The 19,834-nt window shown below is 49.3% G+C and carries 17 protein-coding genes; 12 read left to right on the top strand and 5 right to left on the bottom strand.

Features of this window, described 5'->3' with window-relative positions; genetic code table 11:
• Genes atpA through JWJ90_RS03830 form a run of 4 tightly spaced genes read left to right on the top strand, consistent with a single transcriptional unit; the run spans nucleotide 1 to nucleotide 4,337 of the window.
• Nucleotides 1-1,524, top strand: coding sequence for a F0F1 ATP synthase subunit alpha (gene atpA, locus JWJ90_RS03845; RefSeq protein ID WP_205225876.1), 1,524 nt, complete (start codon nucleotides 1-3; stop codon nucleotides 1,522-1,524).
• 18 nt (nucleotides 1,525-1,542) lie between these two features.
• Nucleotides 1,543-2,421 (top strand): ATP synthase F1 subunit gamma, encoded by an 879-nt coding sequence (atpG, locus tag JWJ90_RS03840; protein WP_205225875.1) that lies wholly within the window; start codon nucleotides 1,543-1,545, stop codon nucleotides 2,419-2,421.
• A gap of 47 nt (nucleotides 2,422-2,468) precedes the next feature.
• Nucleotides 2,469-3,890 carry a F0F1 ATP synthase subunit beta gene (atpD, locus tag JWJ90_RS03835; protein ID WP_205225874.1) on the top strand — a complete coding sequence of 474 codons (1,422 nt, stop codon included), beginning with the start codon at nucleotides 2,469-2,471 and terminating at the stop codon, nucleotides 3,888-3,890.
• A gap of 30 nt (nucleotides 3,891-3,920) precedes the next feature.
• The gene (locus JWJ90_RS03830) at nucleotides 3,921-4,337 is read left to right on the top strand and encodes a F0F1 ATP synthase subunit epsilon (RefSeq protein ID WP_205225873.1); all 417 of its coding nucleotides are present in this window, start codon (nucleotides 3,921-3,923) and stop codon (nucleotides 4,335-4,337) included.
• Nucleotides 4,338-4,705: 368 nt separating this feature from the next.
• Here the strand turns inward: JWJ90_RS03830 and JWJ90_RS03825 are convergent, their stop codons facing one another.
• From JWJ90_RS03825 to JWJ90_RS03810, 4 genes are all read right to left on the bottom strand, one after another.
• The gene (locus JWJ90_RS03825) at nucleotides 4,706-6,538 is read right to left on the bottom strand and encodes an N-acetylmuramoyl-L-alanine amidase (protein ID WP_205225872.1); all 1,833 of its coding nucleotides are present in this window, start codon (nucleotides 6,536-6,538) and stop codon (nucleotides 4,706-4,708) included.
• A 424-nt stretch (nucleotides 6,539-6,962) separates the two neighbouring features.
• Nucleotides 6,963-9,629, bottom strand: coding sequence for a DNA mismatch repair protein MutS (gene mutS, locus JWJ90_RS03820; RefSeq protein ID WP_205225871.1), 2,667 nt, complete (start codon nucleotides 9,627-9,629; stop codon nucleotides 6,963-6,965).
• A 10-nt stretch (nucleotides 9,630-9,639) separates the two neighbouring features.
• Nucleotides 9,640-10,134: an HIT family protein gene (locus tag JWJ90_RS03815; RefSeq protein ID WP_205225870.1), complete on the bottom strand. Its 495-nt coding sequence runs from the start codon at nucleotides 10,132-10,134 to the stop codon at nucleotides 9,640-9,642.
• Nucleotides 10,131-10,628: a metallophosphoesterase family protein gene (locus tag JWJ90_RS03810; protein ID WP_205225869.1), complete on the bottom strand. Its 498-nt coding sequence runs from the start codon at nucleotides 10,626-10,628 to the stop codon at nucleotides 10,131-10,133. The genes JWJ90_RS03815 and JWJ90_RS03810 overlap by 4 nt, the downstream gene beginning before the upstream one ends.
• A 190-nt stretch (nucleotides 10,629-10,818) precedes the next feature.
• Between JWJ90_RS03810 and efp the strand changes: the two genes are divergently transcribed.
• Nucleotides 10,819-11,382: an elongation factor P gene (gene efp / locus JWJ90_RS03805; RefSeq protein ID WP_205225868.1), complete on the top strand. Its 564-nt coding sequence runs from the start codon at nucleotides 10,819-10,821 to the stop codon at nucleotides 11,380-11,382.
• Between the two features lie 6 nt (nucleotides 11,383-11,388).
• Nucleotides 11,389-12,309, top strand: coding sequence for an EF-P lysine aminoacylase EpmA (gene epmA / locus JWJ90_RS03800; RefSeq protein ID WP_205225867.1), 921 nt, complete (start codon nucleotides 11,389-11,391; stop codon nucleotides 12,307-12,309).
• A gap of 45 nt (nucleotides 12,310-12,354) precedes the next feature.
• On the opposite strand, the gene JWJ90_RS03795 is transcribed toward epmA, so the two are convergent.
• Entirely contained in the window at nucleotides 12,355-13,029 is a 675-nt protein-coding gene (locus JWJ90_RS03795; protein WP_205225866.1) for a metallophosphoesterase, read from the bottom strand.
• 144 nt (nucleotides 13,030-13,173) lie between these two features.
• Here JWJ90_RS03795 and JWJ90_RS03790 point away from each other — a divergent pair, with 144 nt between their 5' ends.
• The 6 genes from JWJ90_RS03790 (at nucleotide 13,174) to JWJ90_RS03765 (ending at nucleotide 19,734) form a co-directional block, all read left to right on the top strand.
• The gene (locus JWJ90_RS03790) at nucleotides 13,174-14,745 is read left to right on the top strand and encodes a GumC family protein (RefSeq protein ID WP_205225865.1); all 1,572 of its coding nucleotides are present in this window, start codon (nucleotides 13,174-13,176) and stop codon (nucleotides 14,743-14,745) included.
• 53 nt (nucleotides 14,746-14,798) lie between these two features.
• The gene (locus JWJ90_RS03785; RefSeq protein ID WP_205225864.1) at nucleotides 14,799-15,725 is read left to right on the top strand and encodes an ExeA family protein; all 927 of its coding nucleotides are present in this window, start codon (nucleotides 14,799-14,801) and stop codon (nucleotides 15,723-15,725) included.
• A gap of 59 nt (nucleotides 15,726-15,784) precedes the next feature.
• A complete protein-coding gene (locus tag JWJ90_RS03780; RefSeq protein WP_205225863.1) occupies nucleotides 15,785-16,651 on the top strand; it encodes a polysaccharide biosynthesis tyrosine autokinase in 867 nt (288 codons plus the stop codon).
• 204 nt (nucleotides 16,652-16,855) lie between these two features.
• Entirely contained in the window at nucleotides 16,856-17,449 is a 594-nt protein-coding gene (locus JWJ90_RS03775; protein ID WP_205225862.1) for a carbonic anhydrase, read from the top strand.
• A 169-nt stretch (nucleotides 17,450-17,618) separates the two neighbouring features.
• Complete coding sequence (locus tag JWJ90_RS03770) at nucleotides 17,619-19,058, top strand: exodeoxyribonuclease III (RefSeq protein ID WP_205225861.1); 1,440 nt, start codon at nucleotides 17,619-17,621, stop codon at nucleotides 19,056-19,058.
• A gap of 22 nt (nucleotides 19,059-19,080) precedes the next feature.
• Complete coding sequence (locus JWJ90_RS03765; protein ID WP_205225860.1) at nucleotides 19,081-19,734, top strand: response regulator; 654 nt, start codon at nucleotides 19,081-19,083, stop codon at nucleotides 19,732-19,734.
• The last annotated feature ends 100 nt before the right edge of the window (nucleotides 19,735-19,834 follow it).

The raw sequence follows: 19,834 nt of genomic DNA, 5'->3' as shown, positions 1-19,834 counted from the left end.
ATGCAGATCAAAGCCGAAGAAATCAGCCAGATTATAAAAGACCAAATCGCTGGCTTTCAGAATGACATCGACCTGAAGGAAACCGGAACCGTACTTTCCGTAGGTGACGGTATTGCACGTGTATATGGTGTTGAAAATTGTCAGGCCATGGAGCTGCTCGAGTTCCCTGGTGGTATCTACGGACTGGCACTCAACCTTGAGGAGGACAACGTTGGTTGCGCCGTCCTCGGTGACACCCGTGACATTAAAGAGGGTGACGTTGTAAAACGTACCGGCCGTATTGCTGAGGTACCGGTTGGCCCTGAGATGGAAGGCCGCGTTGTTGACGGTATCGGCCTGCCTATTGATGGCAAAGGCCCGATCGATGCTAAAGAGAGCCGCAAAATTGAGGTTCTTGCTCCTGGTGTTATTGCTCGTAAAGGTGTACACGAGCCATGCTACACTGGTGCCAAAGCTGTTGACGCTATGACCCCGGTTGGTAAGGGCCAGCGTGAGCTCGTTATTGGTGACCGCCAGATTGGTAAGACTGCTCTCTGCGTTGACGCCATCATCGCTCAGAAAAACACAGATGTACACTGCATCTACGTTGCTATCGGTCAGAAGAAATCTACCGTTGCCCTGGTTGTTGAAGCCCTGCGTAAACACGGTGCCATGGAGTATACTACCGTTGTTGCCGCCTGTGCCTCCGATCCTGCACCAATGCAGTATGTATCTGCATTTGCCGGTTGCGCCATGGGTGAGTACTTCCGTGACAAAGGCGAGCATGCACTGATCATTTACGATGATCTTTCCAAACAGGCTGTAGCCTATCGCGAGCTCTCCCTGCTGCTCCGTCGTCCTCCGGGACGTGAGGCCTATCCTGGTGACATTTTCTTCAACCACTCCCGTCTGCTCGAGCGCGCTGCTAAGGTAAGTGATGAGCTGGGTGCTGGTTCTTTGACCGCCCTGCCGATCATTGAGACCCAAGCCGGTGACGTTTCCGCCTTTATCCCGACCAACGTTATCTCCATCACAGACGGTCAGGTGTACCTTGAGCCAAACCTGTTCTTCGCTGGTGTTCGTCCCGCGATCAACGTAGGTCTCTCCGTATCCCGCGTTGGTGGTTCCGCTCAGGTTAAAGCCATGAAACAGGTTGCAGGTACCCTGCGTCTTGACCTGGCTCAGTATCGTGAGCTCGCAGCCTTTGCAAGCTTTGGTTCCGACCTTGATGCTGCAACCCAGGCTCAGCTGACTCGTGGTGAGCGTCTGGTTGAGATCCTCAAACAGCCTCAGTATCAGCCGCTGCCCATGGAAAAACAGGTAACCATCATTTTCGCTGGTACCAAAGGCTTCCTGGACAAGTTCCCGGTTGATACCCTGGCTGATTACGAGCAGGAACTCTACACCTACATCGAGTCCAACGAGCCTGCTATCTTCACCGAGTTGGCTGAGAAACAGGTCATTACTCCTGAGCTCGAAGAGAAAATGAAGAAAACTCTGGCAACCTTCGGTGAAACTTTCAAGGCAACCAAGGGCCTGAACTGAGCACAAGGGTAAATTCTTATGCCTGGATTAAAGGACGTTAAAGATAAAATCAGCGGCGTGAAGAAAACCGCGCAGATTACCAAGGCCATGAATATGGTGGCCTCGGCTAAATTGCGCGGTGCCCAGGAGAAGATGGAACGCTTCCGTCCGTATGCTGGCAAATTCGCCGAAGCAATGAGCGACTTGTCTGGCGGTATGGAAAGCACTGACCTTCCTCTGATGGAAGTCCGCGAGGTTAAATCGGTGGAGATCGTTGTTGTGACCTCCGACCGTGGCTTGTGCGGTAGCTTCAACGCCAATATTATTAAAGAAGCTGAAAAGCTCAAAAGAAAATACGAAGCTGAAGGCAAGCAAGTCAGCGTCGTGACCGTGGGTAAAAAGGGGATGCAGGCTCTGAAAAAAACAGGGACCTTACGCAAATCCTTTAACGATATCATGGGCTCATTCCAGATGTTCAACGCCCGTGAAATCTCCCAGGACATCACCGAGGCCTTCCTTGCCGGTGAGAGCGATCAGGTCGATATTATCTACGGCAAATTCATTTCTGTTGGTGTTCAACGCCCGGAAGTGGAAGAGCTGTTGCCGATTAAACCTGTGGCCTCTGAGGAGGATGTACCTCAGGAAACAACTGGCGCAACCGGTTCCTACACCTATGAGCCGGATCCCAATGAGATTATGGAAGTACTGCTTCCTCTGTATCTCAATGTGCAAATCTATCATGCCATGCTTGAAGTTGGGGCCTCTGAACATGCTGCCCGTATGACAGCCATGGATAACGCCACCAAGGCCTGTAAAGACATGATTACAGATTTGACGCAGTTGTACAATAAAGCCCGCCAGGCTGCCGTTACCGGCGAATTGATGGATATCGTCGGTGGCGCTGAGGCGTTGAAATAATATTCAATACCGCAAGGTATTTTAAAGTTTAGAGGAGGCCATTTCACATGGGTGAGTCACGAGTAGGAAAAATCATACAGGTTATCGGACCTGTTGTTGACGTTGAGTTCGAGCCGGGCAACCTGCCCGAGATCATGAATGCCCTTTTTATTACTAATCCCGCTATCAACGATGATGCGGATAACCTTGTGTGCGAAGTTGCCCAGCATCTTGGTGACAACTGTGTTCGTACCGTTGCCATGGACCAAACCGATGGTTTGGTTCGCGGAATGGAAGTTAGAGATACCGGTGCACCGATCACCATTCCGGTTGGCGAGGCTTCCCTTGGCCGTATCATGAATGTTGTAGGTCGCCCCGTTGATGGTATGGGCGACATCTCTTCTGAAAAAACCATGCCTATTCACCGTCCGGCACCTGCTTTTACCGAGCAGGATACCGAGGTTAACGTACTTGAGACCGGTATTAAGGTTATCGATCTCCTGGTACCGTTCCCCCGTGGTGGTAAAATGGGTCTGTTCGGCGGTGCTGGTTGTGGTAAGACCGTTATCATGATGGAGATGGTTAACAACATCGCCATGCAGCATGGTGGTATTTCCGTTTTCTGCGGTGTTGGTGAGCGTACCCGTGAGGGCAACGACCTCTACAACGAGATGAAAGAGTCCGGCGTACTGCCGAAAGCCGCTCTGGTTTACGGCCAGATGACAGAGCCTCCAGGGGCTCGTTCTCGTGTTGCTCTGACCGGTCTGACCGCTGCTGAGTACTTCCGTGATGAGGAAGGCCAGGACGTTCTCTTCTTCGTTGATAACATTTTCCGTTTTACCCAGGCTGGTTCTGAGGTATCCGCTCTTCTTGGTCGTATTCCTTCTGCGGTTGGTTACCAGCCGACTCTGGCCACCGACCTTGGTGCCCTTCAGGAGCGTATTACTTCCACCACCAAAGGTTCCATTACCGCTGTACAGTGCGTATACGTACCTGCCGATGACTTGACTGACCCGGCGCCTGCAACTACCTTTGCTCACTTGGACGGTACCGTTGTACTTTCCCGTCAGATTTCTGAGCTCGGTATCTACCCTGCGGTTGATCCGCTCGACTCCACCTCTCGTATTCTCGATCCCAACGTTGTTGGTGAAGAGCATTACCAGACTGCCCGTGGTGTCCAGGTTGCTCTCCAGAAATACAAAGAGCTCCAGGATATTATCGCCATTCTTGGTATGGACGAGCTCTCCGAGGAAGATCAGCTGACTGTTGCTCGTGCGCGTAAGGTACAGCGCTTCCTGTCTCAGCCCTTCCATGTTGCCGAGGTATTCACTGGTTTCCCCGGAAAATACGTTAAGGTTGAAGATACCGTTCGCAGCTTTAAAGAGATCCTCGAAGGTAAGCATGACGATCTGCCTGAGACCGCGTTCTACATGGTCGGCAGCATCGAAGAGGCAGTTGAGAAGGCCGCTGCACAGAAAGCTAACGCTTGATCCTTTACCCTTTAATCAGAGGTACGAGCAATGGCGCAAATTCAATTAGAAGTTGTAACCCCAAGCGGAGCGGTTGTCAGTGAGGATGTCGATATCGTCACTGCGCCCGGTGTGGGTGGTGAGTTTGGTGTACTTGCCAATCATGCTCCTTTTTTAAGTACAATTAAAACCGGTACACTGACCTTCAAGAAGGACCGTGTCGCCAAATATCTGATGGTAACCGGCGGTTTTACCGAGGTATCCAATAACAAAATCACCTTCCTCGTTGAGGGGGCTGAGTTTGGTAATGATATCGACGTAGAACGTGCCATGCAGGCCAAAGAGCGTGCTGAGAAGCGACTTACTCAGGCCCAGCAGTCCACAGAGAAAGTCAATCGTGTTCGTGCCGAAGCTGCCCTGCAACGGGCCATGGCGCGTCTGAGGACCGCTGAGATGTCTCACAGCTGATTCTTTTCCGCGGATAGACAAAAAAAACCGCCTCTTTTGAGGCGGTTTTTTTTTGCCTTTTTGAACCTGTTATCTCCAGCGAGCACCCTAGATTATTCAACACGTATAAGCGAGGAGCAATGAGGCAACTCTGTCTACCTGGACTACTCCGTGTTTTTTGAATCTCTTTGCTCTGGGGCAGAAGAGGCTCCTGAGTTAGTGTGTCCATCCAGACCCCGAAAAGACCTTTCCTAGATGGGCACTATTTACTGGTGATAACGGGATAACGGCGTCACGCTTTGTCATGGACTCTGCTGGGAGCTTATTTGATGTAGGGAGAGATCGCGTTGGTGAGATAACTTAAAAAGCAGGAAGGGAGAGGCGGTGTGTCAATACAGACGAACAGCGGCCTGGTGGTGGTCGACGTAGGCAACGATGCCTCTTGCCAGTTGCCGTGCCAGTTTGTGCAAATGGGAAGTGTTTTTGAGTAATCTGGCCTCTCTCGGGTTGGAAATGAAAGAAAGTTCAGCCAGGATTGCCGGCATCTCGGCGCCGATGAGAACGTAAAATGGGGCCTGCTTGACACCTAAATTTTTGGGTCGGTACCTGTGAGAAAAACCGTTGATCAGATTATTTTGAACAAATCGTGCCAGGCGGGAAGACTCATCTATCTTTGAATTATTCATCAAGGTGGCCAGTATATCCTCTAATTCCCCGATGGAATGTGTTGACGATGCATTCTCAAGTGCCGCTACCCGCATTGCATCGGCATCGGTGGCCAGGTTGAGAAAGTAGGTTTCTATGCCTGAATTGCTTTGGTCTGAATGGGCGTTAACGTGGATGGAGACAAAGAGGTCCGCCTTTTTGCGATTGGCAATTTCAGTCCTTTGTTCCAAGGGGATGTACACATCTTTCTCACGTGTCAGAATAACCTGGTACTGAAAATCTTTCCTGAGGATCTTTGCAAGTTCTTTTGCAATTTTCAGAACAATATCTTTTTCCTTGAGACCATGCGCCATGGCGCCTGGATCCTTCCCTCCGTGCCCAGGATCGATTACGATGGTTTTGATCCCCAGCCCGAGCTGTTGCGTCAGCGAGAGCGGTTCCGGCTGCAATTTGATGTGCGGATTGGGGCCGGTGGGGCCATATTTTTTATTATCGGAAAGCAGTGGAATAGAGCTTTGTTCATGCTCTTTTTCAACAGCGGGATTTGTAATGTGATTTTGAGTTTTGTTCCCAGGCTGTACAGTATTGGTGACTGTCTTTTGGGGAGCCTCTTGCCCATAAATATCGACCACAAGACGATAGGGATCATTTAAGGTGAATGTCTTGTATTCCTTAAACGGGTCCAGCTGCAAAAACAGCTCCACTTCTCCCTCTTCGTTGTCTTGTATCTGAACCTGGTGCAACAATCCTTTGCTGAATTTCTGCAGCTGTTGCACATCCGGTGCGACGGAACAGGGGGTGAGCTGGAAGATTATGCCTTCATCATTCTGATTGACCTGGTAGTTCAGCTTGGATTCTGCACTGATGACGACGCGTGAGTAGTTTCTTGAACTCCAGTACGATGCCTTTGAAATTTGGGCAAGTTTGTTTAAATTTTTTGACTTACCGGTTTCGAGGGGAACGTGTTGAGGGGGCTTTGCAGGGGCATTGGCCATTCCCATCTTCTGCGTCTTGGCGGACTGGTCATATTGTTTTTTAGGCCCGATTTGCTGCTGCCTCTGTTCGGCTTGTACAATGGACTGTCTGGTCAATTCTTTAGGTGAAGAGGGGGGATTTTCTTTTGGGGCAAGAAGAGCCGCTTGGTACCGAGCGTCATCACTTCTTCGGTGTTGTGGGTATTGGCCTGCGAGTTGAAGAAATTTTTTTCGTGCCTGTTGACTATACGCATCTTTGTTGAAACGAACCGACATCAGCTGATAGGTACGGGCTTGCAGATAGAGGCTTTCCGGGCCAAGGTCCGTCTCTTGGTGATCCTTAAATAGGGTTCCAAATTGGCCAGCAATTTGTTCCCAGGAGGAGGCATTATCCTGACTGGGATTACCTATGAGGAGGCGGGTAAGTTGTTTTTTCGTTGTGTCGAGCAGTTGTGCTGGAGATTGGAGTGGTTGTTCTTTGATAGCGGGGATAGGCGTGCCGAGAGAATGAGCTTGGCTTAGAGCTGGAATAAACAGCAGCCAAAGGCTAGAAAGGAATGCTATGATGCCGGTCGAACTCAAAAAATTCACGGTTCAATTAGGTACGCATGCATTATTCGCATTGTATTCTCGGAAGATAGAAAAGGTACTGAAGAGCAAAAACTCATTTCTTTACCCAGGCACTATAACCGATTTTATACGGGGAGTAAAAGAAATTGTACTTTTAAGGGAGGGGTGAGGTCGAAAAATTGAATATGTCCCATTTAAAAGGGGTTAGGAGATAAAAAATATTTTACCTTGCTTGTTTTTTAGGGAATGAAAAGGTGCCTGCCTTCCCAGAACGAGGCGTAAATGGAGTCTGCCTTGTATCATTCCTGCATCCGAGACTGCGTGTGGGTACTGAACAACGGAACGAATGAGGCGAAGGTTTTTAAGCAAATTCATGCATTGGTCAGTTTCACCCGCTGTCGCGGATTTAGGTCGTGGCATCGTTCCTACGGGTGGATTATTCCTTCTGGGCGAGTTCTACCGCCTTATAGAGGAGTTCCAAGGCCTCTCGAGGGGTCATATCATCGGGCTGGAGTGAGCTAAGAAAATCGACTGTAGGGGAATAGGGGGGAGCAAACAACGCCATCTGCCGTGGTTGGGGAGCAATTTTTTTACGCCCGGCTGATTTTGCAATTTTGGGCTCTCCCTGGGGGGTATACTCACCGAGTTCAATGTTTTTAAGAATTTCACTGGCTCGCTTGATCACATGATCGGGCACGCCGGCAAGTGAGGCCACCTGAATACCGTAACTGCGATTGGTGGCTCCTTGGATCAGCTTGTGCAAAAAGATAATGGTGTCGTTCCACTCTTTGACCGCGATGGAAAAATTCTTAATCCTACTGTTGGTTGCGGCCAGGTCGGTCAGCTCATGATAATGGGTGGCAAACAGCGTTTTGACACCGAGCTTATCCTTTTGAGCCAGTTCTTCGGCCACTGCCCAGGCAATGGAAAGACCGTCATAGGTTGAGGTGCCGCGGCCGATTTCATCGAGAATGACGAGGCTGTCCGTGGTTGCGTTGTTCAGAATATTTGCCGTCTCGTTCATCTCCACCATAAAGGTCGACTGACCATGACGCAGATCATCCATGGCGCCAACGCGGGTGAAAATACGATCGACCAGACAGAGTTCAGCGGATTCAGCAGGAACAAAGGAACCAATATGGGCCATGAGCACAATCAGGGCTGTCTGTCGCAGGACCGTTGATTTTCCAGCCATGTTGGGACCGGTAATGATGAGCACTTCTTGAGCTTCCTGGTCCAGGTGGACGTCATTGGGCACGAAACGGCCAGGCGGCAGGCTGCGCTCTATAACCGGATGTCGTCCCTCCTGAATATCCAGGCTTCGACTCTGGTCCAATGTCGGGCGGCAGTAGCGATGTTTGACAGCAAGCTCGGCAAAGTTGGTTAGAACGTCGATCTGGGCCAGGATCTCTGCGGTCTGCAGCAGACGATGATCCTGCTCTGTTAATTTTTCTCGTACCTCGCTAAAGAGTTCGTACTCCAACTCAAGACGTCGGTCCTGGGCTGTGATGATCGAATTTTCCAACTCTTTGAGTTCCGGTGTGATGAATCGTTCTGCATTGACCAGTGTCTGTTTTCGGATATAGTCCTCTGGCAGATTGGCGGCCTGGGCACGACTCACCTCAAAATAGTAGCCAAAGACTTTGTTGTAGCCGACTTTGAGTTTGCTGATGCCTGAACGCTCGCGTTCCTTGGTTTCAAGATCAAGAATTAACTTTTTGCCGTCACGCAACAGCAAAAGCAGGTGATCGAGTTCCTCGTTATAGCCCTCGCAGATGAGTTTTCCTTCCCGCAGGCTGATGGGGGCATCATCACGGATGGCTGCGTCAATCAGCTCGTGCAGATCTGCAAGCACATCAAAGGACTCCGTCATTTGAATAAGCAGTGGGGCGGAGCACTGGGCAAGCAGGTGGTGCAGGCTGGGCAACCCGGCAAGCGATGTCTTGATCGCGGCCATGTCCCGCGCATTGCCATGGCCCAGGACCAGCCGACTGCAGAGACGTTCCAGGTCGTAGACCTCGGAGAGCAGCTGTTGCAGGTTTCTTCGGATTTCCCCATTGTGGATCAGCTCTTCAACACTTTCCAGTCGGCCTTCGATGGACTGCTTATCCTGCAAAGGAAAGAGCAGCCAGCGGCGTAAAAGTCTGGCGCCCATAGGGGTCTGGGTGGCATCCAGAGCAGCCAAAAGTGAGCCCTGGCGTTGTCCTCCTATAAGTGTCTCGGTGAGTTCGAGATTGCGCCTTGAGGAGTCATCAATAATGAGATAGCCGCTTTGATGCAGAGGGGTGAGCTGCTTGATGTGAGCAAGCTCGGTCTTTTGGGTTTCATGCAGGTAGTGAAGCAGGGCTCCTGCTGCGTTGATGGCAACGGTGAACTGGTCACAACCAAAACCGGCAAGGTTGGAGGTCTTAAAATGTTCTGTGAGCGTGGTGGTTGCAGCTTCCGTTTCAAATTGGAAGTCCGGACGTGGCGTCAGGCAGAGTTGGCCGAGCTCGCTGCTGAGCTGTTCGGTGATTGGGGCCAGTTGTTTGCATTCGTCCTGGGCTATGAGTAACTCAGCAGGTCGCATGCGCGTGAAGGTATCAACCAGAGACGCGGGATTGTTGTGAGGATACGCGATTTCTGCCAGTTGAAAGCGGCCGGTGGAGATGTCGACAAAGGCAAGGCCGGCAAGCAGCTCTTTGTTGGATTTTTTCGTCAGGACAAGGGCGCTGACGTAACAGTCATTTTTGGCATCAAGCAGTTGGTCTTCTGTGGTTACGCCGGGAGAAACAACGCGAATAACTTCGCGTTTGACAATCCCTTTGGCTGCCTTGGGATCTTCAACCTGTTCACAGATCGCGACCCGGTACCCTGCCTTGACCATTTTGCCCAGGTAGCCGCTGACCGCGTGGAAGGGTACGCCGCACATGGGAATTTTGTTGGCATCGTCCTTATGGCTGCGTGAAGTCAGGGTAATACCAAGGACCTTGGAGGCGAGTTCGGCATCTTCAAAGAACATTTCGTAAAAATCACCCATGCGGTAAAAGAGAATGGTGCCGGGGTATTGTTCTTTGATCTCCAGGTACTGCTGGAGCATGGGGGTTAATTTAGGAGGGCTCATGTAAATTGTTTTAGGCTAGAAGCTCTTGAAAATCAGGTACAAGGAGATCAAAGGTTGTCTCGATGTGCTGGGGTATAGTACGGATGTCGGCGCAAACGGTGATAAAATTGTGGTCATCTTCCCACCGCGGGACAACATGAAAATGGAGATGATCTGCTATGCCGGCACCTGCGACCTTGCCCAGGTTCAGGCCAACATTGAGTCCGTGGGGCTGGAGGTGGCGTCGCAGGATCGTACAGCTTTGGCTGAGCATATCCATGAGCGCCATCTGTTCGTTGGTGTTGAGTTCGGTCAAATCAGCCAGGTGACGCCGAGGTGCCACCAGAAGATGGCCATTGGCGTAAGGAAAACGATTCAAAAGCACGACCCGCATTTCATCACGGAAGAGGAGCAGGTGTTCTTTACTGTAATGGGCTTGACCCGGTGGTTCAAACAGACAACCGGTGTACTTTGCCGCCTGACCGGTGACGTGTTCCATGCGCCATGGGGTCCACAGTGTTTTCATGGTACCTGCGGGATCTGATGGAGAGTGGCCTCCAAGGTATCCCCCGCTTCCAGAATGGCATAGGTTCCAGGGGCGCCAAAACGACTGGTGGCCTGAAAGCTTCCCGGATTAATCATAAGAACACTGCCATAATGCTGAATGGAGGGATGGTGGGTATGGCCATAAATCATACAGTCCGCCTCTGGGAAGAGATCAAAGAGCCTGTTTTCGATGTCCATTCCCATGCCAGCACCGTGAGTCAGTCCGATGGTGAACGTTCCCAGTTGGAAAACCTGACTTGCGGGGTAGAGCCTGCGAACCGGTTCGCCGCACATGTTGCCGTGTACTGCCTTGACCTCCACTCCTTGAAATACTTCGAGGACTGATGGGTTGGTTATATCACCGGCATGAATGATCATGTCGCAGCCAGCAAAACACTGACGAACCTGGCGTTTGAACCGGCTGTCCGGGCGAGTAAGATGGGTGTCGGAGAGAATGCCTGCGCGTAAAGTCATAGAAATAACGGTGTAGGTGAAAGAGTAAAGAACCCCAATGTAAAAAAAATAGATGGGGAAGACAAGGGGGAAGGGGGGGCAGGGCGAGAAAGTGGTTTTGCATGCAGGAAGCAGTTGAAAAAAGGAGGGACTTCACGTAACATATTCCCCCTTCAAATGAACCGATTAATAATGAGTTAAGGATACGTCTATGTATAATGCTTCAGATTTGCGCAAAGGCTTGAAAATTCAAATTGATGGTGAGCCTTATATCATCACTGAATTTGATTTTTCCAAGCCGGGAAAAGGCCAGGCTCTCTATCGCACCAAAATGCGGAATATGATCACCGGTAACCAGTTTACCCAGACGTACCGCTCCAATGATAAGTTTGAAAAGCCCAACCTTGAAGAACGGACCATGCAGTTTTTGTATGCTCAGGATGGCGAGTACCACTTCATGGACACCTCTTCCTACGAGCAGATCTTTCTGACCGAGGAGCAGTTGGGCGATAACCTCAGTTTTCTTATTGATAATATGGAAGTGGAGGTCCTCTTTTTTGGAGAGCGGCCCATTGATGTCAGCCTGCCGATCTTCGTCAATTTGGAGGTCACCGTCGCCGATCCTTGGGCAAAGGGGGATACCTCCGGCTCAGATACCAAACCCGTTACTGTAGAGACCGGCTATCAGTTGCAGGTTCCGCCTTTTGTTGAGCAGGGCGATAAAATTCAGATCGACACCCGCACCGGTACCTATATTACCCGCGTTAAAGAATAATATTCCATGCTCTCTGTTCAAGGCCTGCAGCAGCGTTCCAGGTTGCTGCAGGCCATTCGCTCGTTTTTTTATGGGCGTGACTATATCGAAGTCGATACGCCAATTCGTCTCCCGGTTCTTATTCCCGAATCCAATATCCTCCCCTTTGCCAGTGAAGACTGGTTTTTGCAAACATCTCCCGAGCTGTGTATGAAGCGGTTGCTTGCTCGAGGCTGTGAACGAATTTTTCAGATCTGTCATTGCTTTCGCAAAGAGGAACAGGGGCGGCTGCACCAATGTGAATTTATCATGCTGGAATGGTATCATACGGGATGGAGCTATCTGGAATTGATGGAGGAGTGTGAGCTGTTTGTTTGCTCTCTGGCAAAAACATTACCTACCTTTCAAGGTTTTGGTGAGAATGGTACCACACTGCTGATTGATGACGCTGTTGTTGATTTGACCCCACCTTGGGAATACCTGAGCGTTACTGAAGCCTTTGAGCGCTACGCCCAAAGATCGGTGGAGGATGTTCTGGCCAAGGACTGCTTTGATGAGGTTCTGGTTGCTGAGGTAGAGCCCATGCTGGGGTGGCGCAAGCCCACCTTCCTTTATGATTATCCAACAGTTTTGGGGTCGCTTGCCCGTAAGAAGCCCGCTGCTCCTCACCTGGCAGAACGATTCGAGCTCTACATCGGTGGCATTGAACTGGCTAATGGGTTTTCCGAGTTGGCCGATGCCAGAGAGCAGCGGCAACGTTTTGAATCGGAAATCAGAACCATACATGCAAACGGGCGAGAGGGAAGGGTGCCTGAACAATTCCTTATCGATCTGCCTCAGATGGGAGAATGCGCAGGAATCGCCTTAGGCGTTGAGCGGCTGTTTATGCTGCTGAGTCGTCGAGACAGTTTGCTTGAGTCCGTACCCTTTGATAGGGCTAGTTTGTAACCTTTTGTTTGTGTTTTTCTACCTATCCGATACCATGAGGAACAATCAATCGGTTTTATCCAGATTGGGAACGCGGATGGTTTTCATGCTTGGCAAGAGAAGTGCGGTGAGAAAACCATCAAACACCGCTCCTGTATCAATGCCTATACAGGACGGAGTTATAAAGGGTTCATCAAAAATGGTATGACCAAAGATCACGGGTTTGCCAAAATTCGTTTTCTTTTGAAAAAATTGTTCTCGTGCCCAAAGACACCACTGTGATGTTTGTTGACTGAGGTGACGACCTGGCTCCAATCCTGCGTGTACATAGATGGCATGTTCATTTTGCCACCAGAGGGGGAGGCGCTGAAAAAATGCCCGATGGCTACGGGGAACCTTTTCGATAATTTCATCTTGAGAGGAATTTGGAGTCAGCCCATAGCTCTCAAGCGTTTGTATACCTCCAACTTGCAAGAATACAGATGTGTCCTCTCCCATGAGATATTGCATGAAGAGAAAATCATGGTTGCCCATGAGGGGAACAATGCGAGGGGTACTGCTTTCTTGAAGAGATAAGATAGTTGAAACCACTTTTTTTGAATTGGGGCCTCTATCGACGTAGTCTCCTAAAAAGACAATGGTCTCTGCTTGTGAAGCGACCTGCTCAAGTAGAGCGAGTAAGGTATGAGGGCAACCGTGAATGTCGCCAATGACACATGTGGTGGATTCTGGAATAGGCATTAGGTTTAATCAGTGTAGCTGAGTTCGTAATAGGTCAAAAATAAACGTTACACAGTACGATCAAAGTGTTTTCAAGCTCAAAACGTCGTTTTCAAAGCTGTGGACGGAAGCGCCCATGTCAACTGATGAAGGCAAAAGCACAATATGGATATCAAACAACGCCAGTTAATTAAAAAATATGTTGATTTAATTCTGCATAGTTGGCGGCTTATCAGTCTTGTTTTACTTGTTGGTTTGTCAATAGGGCTTGGATATTACCTGAAAATTCCAAAACTTTATCAGAGCACGGCCCTTTTAAGTTTTGAGTCACAACAGATTAATCCTGCCAAAATGGACCCGGAGCAGGGACGAAGGCGATTACGGGAATCACTGGCTACCTTGCAGGAACTGGTAACCAGTCGAACCAGTCTTGAAAAGGTCATACGGCAACATTCTCTGTATGAAAAAGAAAGAGCAACGCTGCCCATAGAGGATGTCATTGAAATAATGCGGAAAAAAATCAACATTGCTCCGGTGAGGCGAGGCGATGTCTTCAATGTCTCTTTTCAGGGAGCAGACCCGCAAAAGGTTGCCCGGGTAACCAACACCCTGGCTTCACTCTTTATTGAGGAGAATCTGAAATACCGCGAAGAAAGGGCCACTGAGACATCTAAGTATACTGAAAATGAGCTGGCCATGTCAAAAAAGGTGCTCGATGCCAAAGAGCAGCAGATGCGTGACTATAAGCTCAAGTACTTTAATGAAATGCCTGAACAGCGACAGAGCAACATGGATCAGCTGCGAGGGCTCGTTGAGCAGAACCAAGGGATTCAATCTTCGATTCAGGATCTGGAGAGAACCAAGGTTTTAGCTCTGGAGCAGGCCCGAATGCAGCAGCAGTTAGCGGCGCTCAGTGCGCAGCAGACTCATTCTGCCGCAGTTCCCGACCATCCCGAGACTGATGGGGAGCGGTTGTACCGGCTAAAGAATTACCTGGCACAGCTCCAGGAAAAGTACACGGAGATGCATCCGGATGTACGCCGGACCAAGCTCAAGATTCAACAGCTTGAAGCAAAAGGGGTTAAGGCGGTGGGCTCCAGTATTCTCGGAGGCCGCACCTCAAGCCGTGCCTCTGTTGCTGCAAATTTAGAGCGGCAGCGGTTGCAGACGCAGATTAAGCAGATCGATCTCAACATTGAACAGTTGAAAAAGCAGCAGGAGAAGATTCCCTCTCAGATCGAGCAGTATGAAAAATGGATCGCAGCAGCTCCTGTTCGCGAGGCGGAATGGAATATTCTCACCCGAGATTATAATGAATTACGGCGCCATTATGATCAACTGGTTGCAAACAATCTCCAGGCGCAATCCGCTGAGAACCTTGAGCGTAATCAAAAGGGGAGTAAATTTAAAATCGTCGACTCTGCCCGGAAGGCTGAAAAACCGTTTAAGCCGAACTTTATTAAAATATTGCTGGTTGTAGTCGTGGGAAGTCTGGGCCTGAGTGTGGGGGCTGTGCTGGCCTTTGATTTTATTGACACCTCTTTTAAAGATGTCGGAGAGCTGGAAGAAACCATCGGTGTGCCAGTCATCTGCGCGGTCCCCTTTATTGATAAGCCTGCTGAAATCCATAAGGAGCGAATCGTGCTTGTGCTCAGCGTGGTTGGTATTCTTGCCTATGCCCTAGTCCTTGGGGCAGTGTACGCGGCCTTGTGGATGAAGGGGATGATTATTATCTAGCCCTTAGGTAATGCAAACCACGGGACCTGACTTCAGCTTGAGTAGAAAACTATATGTATACAAAGTATTACGGACTTTCTAAAAAACCCTTTAGTCTCACTCCTGATCCTAAAACCGTTTTTATGAGTGAGACGCACCAGGAAGGGCTTGCGATCCTCAAATACGGGGTTTTAAGCAAAAAATGTTTTCTGGTTTTAACCGCTGATGTCGGTTCCGGAAAAACAACCCTCTTGCAGGCACTGGTGTCCAGTTTAGAACAGGATGTCCATGTGAGTGTGTTGAATAATCCCATACTTTACCGGGACGAGTTTTTTTCATTCTTATCCCAGCAACTGGGGCTGCCCTGGGATGGGAACAAAGCCCTCTTTTTGATTGAATTTGGCAAAATGCTTAAAGCCTGTCATGAAAACGGAGAGCGGGTGCTGCTCATCTTCGATGAAGCTCATGTTTTGCCAGTCGATCTCCTTGAAGAAATTCGTCTTCTCTCAAATCTTGAGGAAAAAGGGCAGGACGTTCTTTCCATTTTCTTAGTCGGTCAACCCGAACTCAACGAGATTATGAGTGATGATAGGCTGTTGCCGCTTCGTCAGCGTATCGGGCTTCGATTTCACCTTAGTCGGTTTTCCCTTGAAGAAACCCGGCAGTATATCATTTTTCGACTGCGTCAAGCCGGAGCCCGCCATTTTAACCTTTTTTCTGAGGAAGCCATCGCACTTATACATAAAGTGAGCCAGGGCACGCCAAGACTTATCAACATTATCTGTGATCACGCGATGCTTTCAGGGTTTGCGGAGAACAAACCGACAATCGGTCCGGAATTAATTGAAGAAAGTGTGGATGATCTTCATTTTCCCGGTGAAGGTGCGCCTCTTCCGGGTGCAAAACCGTCCTCATGCAAACCATGGTTGTGGATTATTTTTGCAGTCTTTCTAGTGTCGGGATCTGTCGGCGCTGCGGTCTGGTGGCAATATTTCAAATAAGCTGTCCAGTTGAGCTTGGGTATAAAAAGACATCGACGTATAGCGCATAGGAGTCGCGAGTGGGAAAGGTGTTTGATGCCCTGAAAAGGGCCGGAGAGTCTAAAGATTCTGTTCAGGAAAATGTAGTCGCGCAACAGTTGCCGAAAATGGACATAACTGAAGCGACAAGCAAAGGAGAGAGTGAGCCGGCCCCCCCTGAAAAAGCACGCACTGCCCCTGGAGTATGGGATGAGCGTCTCTCCCTGGCGACGGCGACCACAGGTCCGGTGGCTGAGAGTATTCGCGCACTGCGGACTCGGATTCTCTTTCCTAGCAGTGGGCCTATACCTCGCAGCATACTTGTGACCAGTGCCGCCCCCGGTGAGGGGAAAAGCTTTATCTGTGCAAATCTTGGTATTTCCCTTGCCCAGGGAATGGATAACTACTGCCTCCTGGTGGATTGTGATCTCCGTCGGCCAACTCAGCATGACCTTTTTGGTCTGGAAAATAGGGCAGGCCTCTCTGACTATCTTCAACAAAAAAAACAACTCTCCGAGCTGCTCGTTCCTTCAGGTGTGGATAAACTCTCAGTTCTTCAGGCGGGGGCTCACTCGATAAACCCAGCTGAATTACTGAGTTCTGCATCGATGGTTGGTCTGGTCGAAGAAATCAGTCGGCGCTATGATGATCGGATTGTTTTGCTCGATAGTCCCCCGCTTCATGCTGCCAGCGAAACAGCCGTACTTGCGCAGCATGTGGATGGTGTCGTTCTTGTGGTACGTTATGGCGCTTCTCGTCGTGAATATGTTAAAGCGCTTGCAGACACCATTGGAAGAGAAAAAATCCTTGGAGTGGTCTTTAACGCCTACAAGGCAACTGTCCTTGATTATAAGGTTTTTGGCTATTACGAATACCAGCAGGATTATTATGTAAATCGTCCTAAATAAGCGGGTACCGTCAGACCTGAAGCAGAGACGCTGCTAACGAAATTCTAACTGTTTTCAGCTTTGTTCACTTTTTCTGTGGCTATATTTCATTTTTGCTGATATCATTTCGCACTTTGTTCATTGCAATAAAGTGTGAAAAAGCCCTGATGGCCGAATGTATCGTTTTTAAAGAGCAAATGATCTGACCACTACGAGGACTTGGACATGCAATCGAAAATTAAGCTGACAGGCAAAGAGGCCCTGCAGCGACTTCTTGACGGTAACAAACGCTTTATAAGCGGAAAATTAGAACATCCCAACCATTGTGAGGAATCAAGGCGAGGTCTCGTAAACGGTCAGGATCCAATAGCAGTTATTTTAACCTGTGCTGATAGTCGGGTACCTCCGGTCGATGTCTTTGACCAGGGGCTCGGGGATGTATTTGTCGTCCGTGTTGCCGGAAACATCATCAACGACCAGATTCTGGGCAGCATCGAATATGCCGTTGCCCACCTGCACACCCCGCTTGTCATGGTCATGGGGCATTCGTCCTGCGGCGCGGTCAGTGCTGTCGCCCAGGGAGTGAAACTCAGTGGCCATATAGCCAGCCTCACACCTTCAATCGATGCAGCTTTAAAAAGAACCAAAGGCCTTGCGGGCGATTGGACCGATAACGCTGCAAAAGCACTTGCCGTTTCCACAGCCCAAAAAATTGCCGAATCCGAGCCCATCGTTTCTGATTTAGTTGAGGAGGGGCGGGTGCTTGTTGTCGCCACGTACTATGACCTTGAGACCGGTGAGGTCACTCTGCTCAGCTGAATCTTGTCTATATTCTGATCGTAACGCCTGTTCTTCCTCCATGGAAAAACAGGCGTTTTTTTTGGGGTAGGCATAAAACATTTGCGTCAATCTGTGATATTGTGATAATTATACCGTTGAAATTCAAGCATTTTTCCAGCGGTTATGCCGCGTTATTGTAAGAGGTGAGATGGGCTTCTCCATTGACGAAATCATCCTACGCCTGGAAAAAGAGGTGAGCACCTACCAGGTACCTGTGGTTGATTTGATTGCAACGCAAACCAAGGATCCCTTTAAGGTGCTGGTCGCAACAATCCTTTCGGCCCGCACCAAAGATGAGGTCACCGCTGCAGCGGCACGGCGGCTCTTTCAGCGTGTCCAAACACCCGAGGAATTGAACCAGCTCACGATAGACGAGCTTGAAAAACTCATCTATCCAGTCGGTTTTTTTCGAAATAAGGCCAGATATCTCTACGAACTTCCCTCGGTCCTGCTGGAAAAATTTTCCGGGCAAGTCCCGGATGCCATAGACCCCTTGCTCAAGCTCCCTGGTGTTGGTAGAAAAACAGCAAACCTTGTCGTTGCAGTGGCCTTTAATAAGCCTGCCATCTGTGTGGATACTCATGTTCACCGTATCATGAATATTTGGGGATATGTGCAGACCAAGACCCCCCTGCAAACAGAGATGGCTCTCAGGGAGAAACTGCCGGAGAAATATTGGATTCGTATCAACGGTCTTCTCGTTGCCTTTGGCCAGGGAACCTGTAGGCCCCAGCGTCCCCATTGCGATCAATGCGTTCTGGCCGATCTCTGTCCGCAACTTGGGGTAATCCCACGGCAGGTGAAGGAAGAAAAGCAAAACAAGACAGGATTACGTTTTGTCTCCTGGAATGTGAATGGCTTGCGTGCGGCAATTAAAAACGGTTTTGTCGATTCCGTGGGCAGGTTACAGCCTGATATATTGGCGTTGCAGGAAATTAAGGCGCTTCCTGAGCAGGTACCCGAAGAAGTCCGTGAATTGGCTGGCTATCAACCCTACTGGTTTCCAGCGCAGAAGAAAGGCTACTCGGGAACAGCCGTGTTTTGTAAGCAAGCACCGCTGCATGTTTCCTATGGCCTTGATCAGCCATCTTTTGATGACGAAGGGCGCGTTCTTACAGTTGAATTTGCTGATTTTTTTCTGGTCAATGTCTATTCGCCCAATGCGCAGCCTGAGTTAAAACGAATTGGTTTTAAAAAAGAATTTAACCAGGCCTTGCTCGATTATATGGATTCGCTCAAAAGTCAGAAAACTGTCCTTGTTTGTGGTGATCTTAATGTTGCCCATAAGGAAATAGATCTGGCCAACCCAAAGTCAAATATGAAGAACCCTGGCTTTTCTGCAGAAGAGCGGACCTGGATGGACGAGGTCGTTGCTGGAGGGTATGTAGATACTTTTCGGGAATTTAATCAGGATCCTGGACAGTATAGCTGGTGGAGTTATCGGTTTAATGCCAGGGCGAAAAATATTGGCTGGAGGATTGATTACTTTCTGGTTGACCAAGCCAGTCGTTCAAGAATTATTGATGCAGCCATCCACAGTGAGATTACCGGCTCTGATCATTGTCCGGTATCCATCCTTTTTCGTTGAGAACGAGCACGAGTAGAAAGGCATGAAACCATACACAATAGTCATTGCCGATGATCATACACTGATACGCCAGGGACTGAAGACGATTATTGCCCGTGAACCCTCCTTGCGCATTGTGGGCGAGGCAAGTAATGGGCTCGAACTCCTGGATTTTTTGCGTCTCACTTCGGCTGAAATGGTTATTCTCGATATTGCCATGCCCCACCTGAACGGCCTTGAGGCCATGGAGGACATACGAAAAATTCGTCCTGATATTGGTATCCTCATGCTGACCATGCACACCAACTCCCAGTATTTTTATCAGGCTATCTCTTCTGGTGCCCATGGCTACCTGATGAAGGAAGATTCCGAGTCAGAACTGCTCTGCGCCATTCAAACCATTCGTGAGGGGAAGTCATACATCTCACCTCGATTGTCGGCCGATGTAACCGATGAGGTCATGCATGCCTTTCGTAACCAGGGAAAAGTTCCTCTGGTCGTTCTCAGTGATCGAGAAAAGCAGGTGCTGGAACTGGTTGTGCAAGGACATTCCAGTAAAGCCATTGGCAAAATGCTCGACCTCAGCCCTCGAACTATTGACCATCATCGAGCAAGTTTGCTGAAAAAATTTCAAATGAAAAATACAGTGGACCTTGTCAACTATGTCGTGCGCAACTCGTTTATTCTTCCAAAGTAAAAAAAAAACGTTTTTCTCTGAATCCCTCCTGTTGTTTCCCTCCTTTTAAAAGCCTTGATTTATTAAGGGAAATTTTAATGATTGCGTAAGATTACCTAAG

This window comes from Desulfobulbus rhabdoformis (assembly GCF_016919065.1).
Lineage (GTDB): Bacteria > Desulfobacterota > Desulfobulbia > Desulfobulbales > Desulfobulbaceae > Desulfobulbus > Desulfobulbus rhabdoformis.
This window is presented reverse-complemented; position numbering and strand designations above follow the sequence as displayed.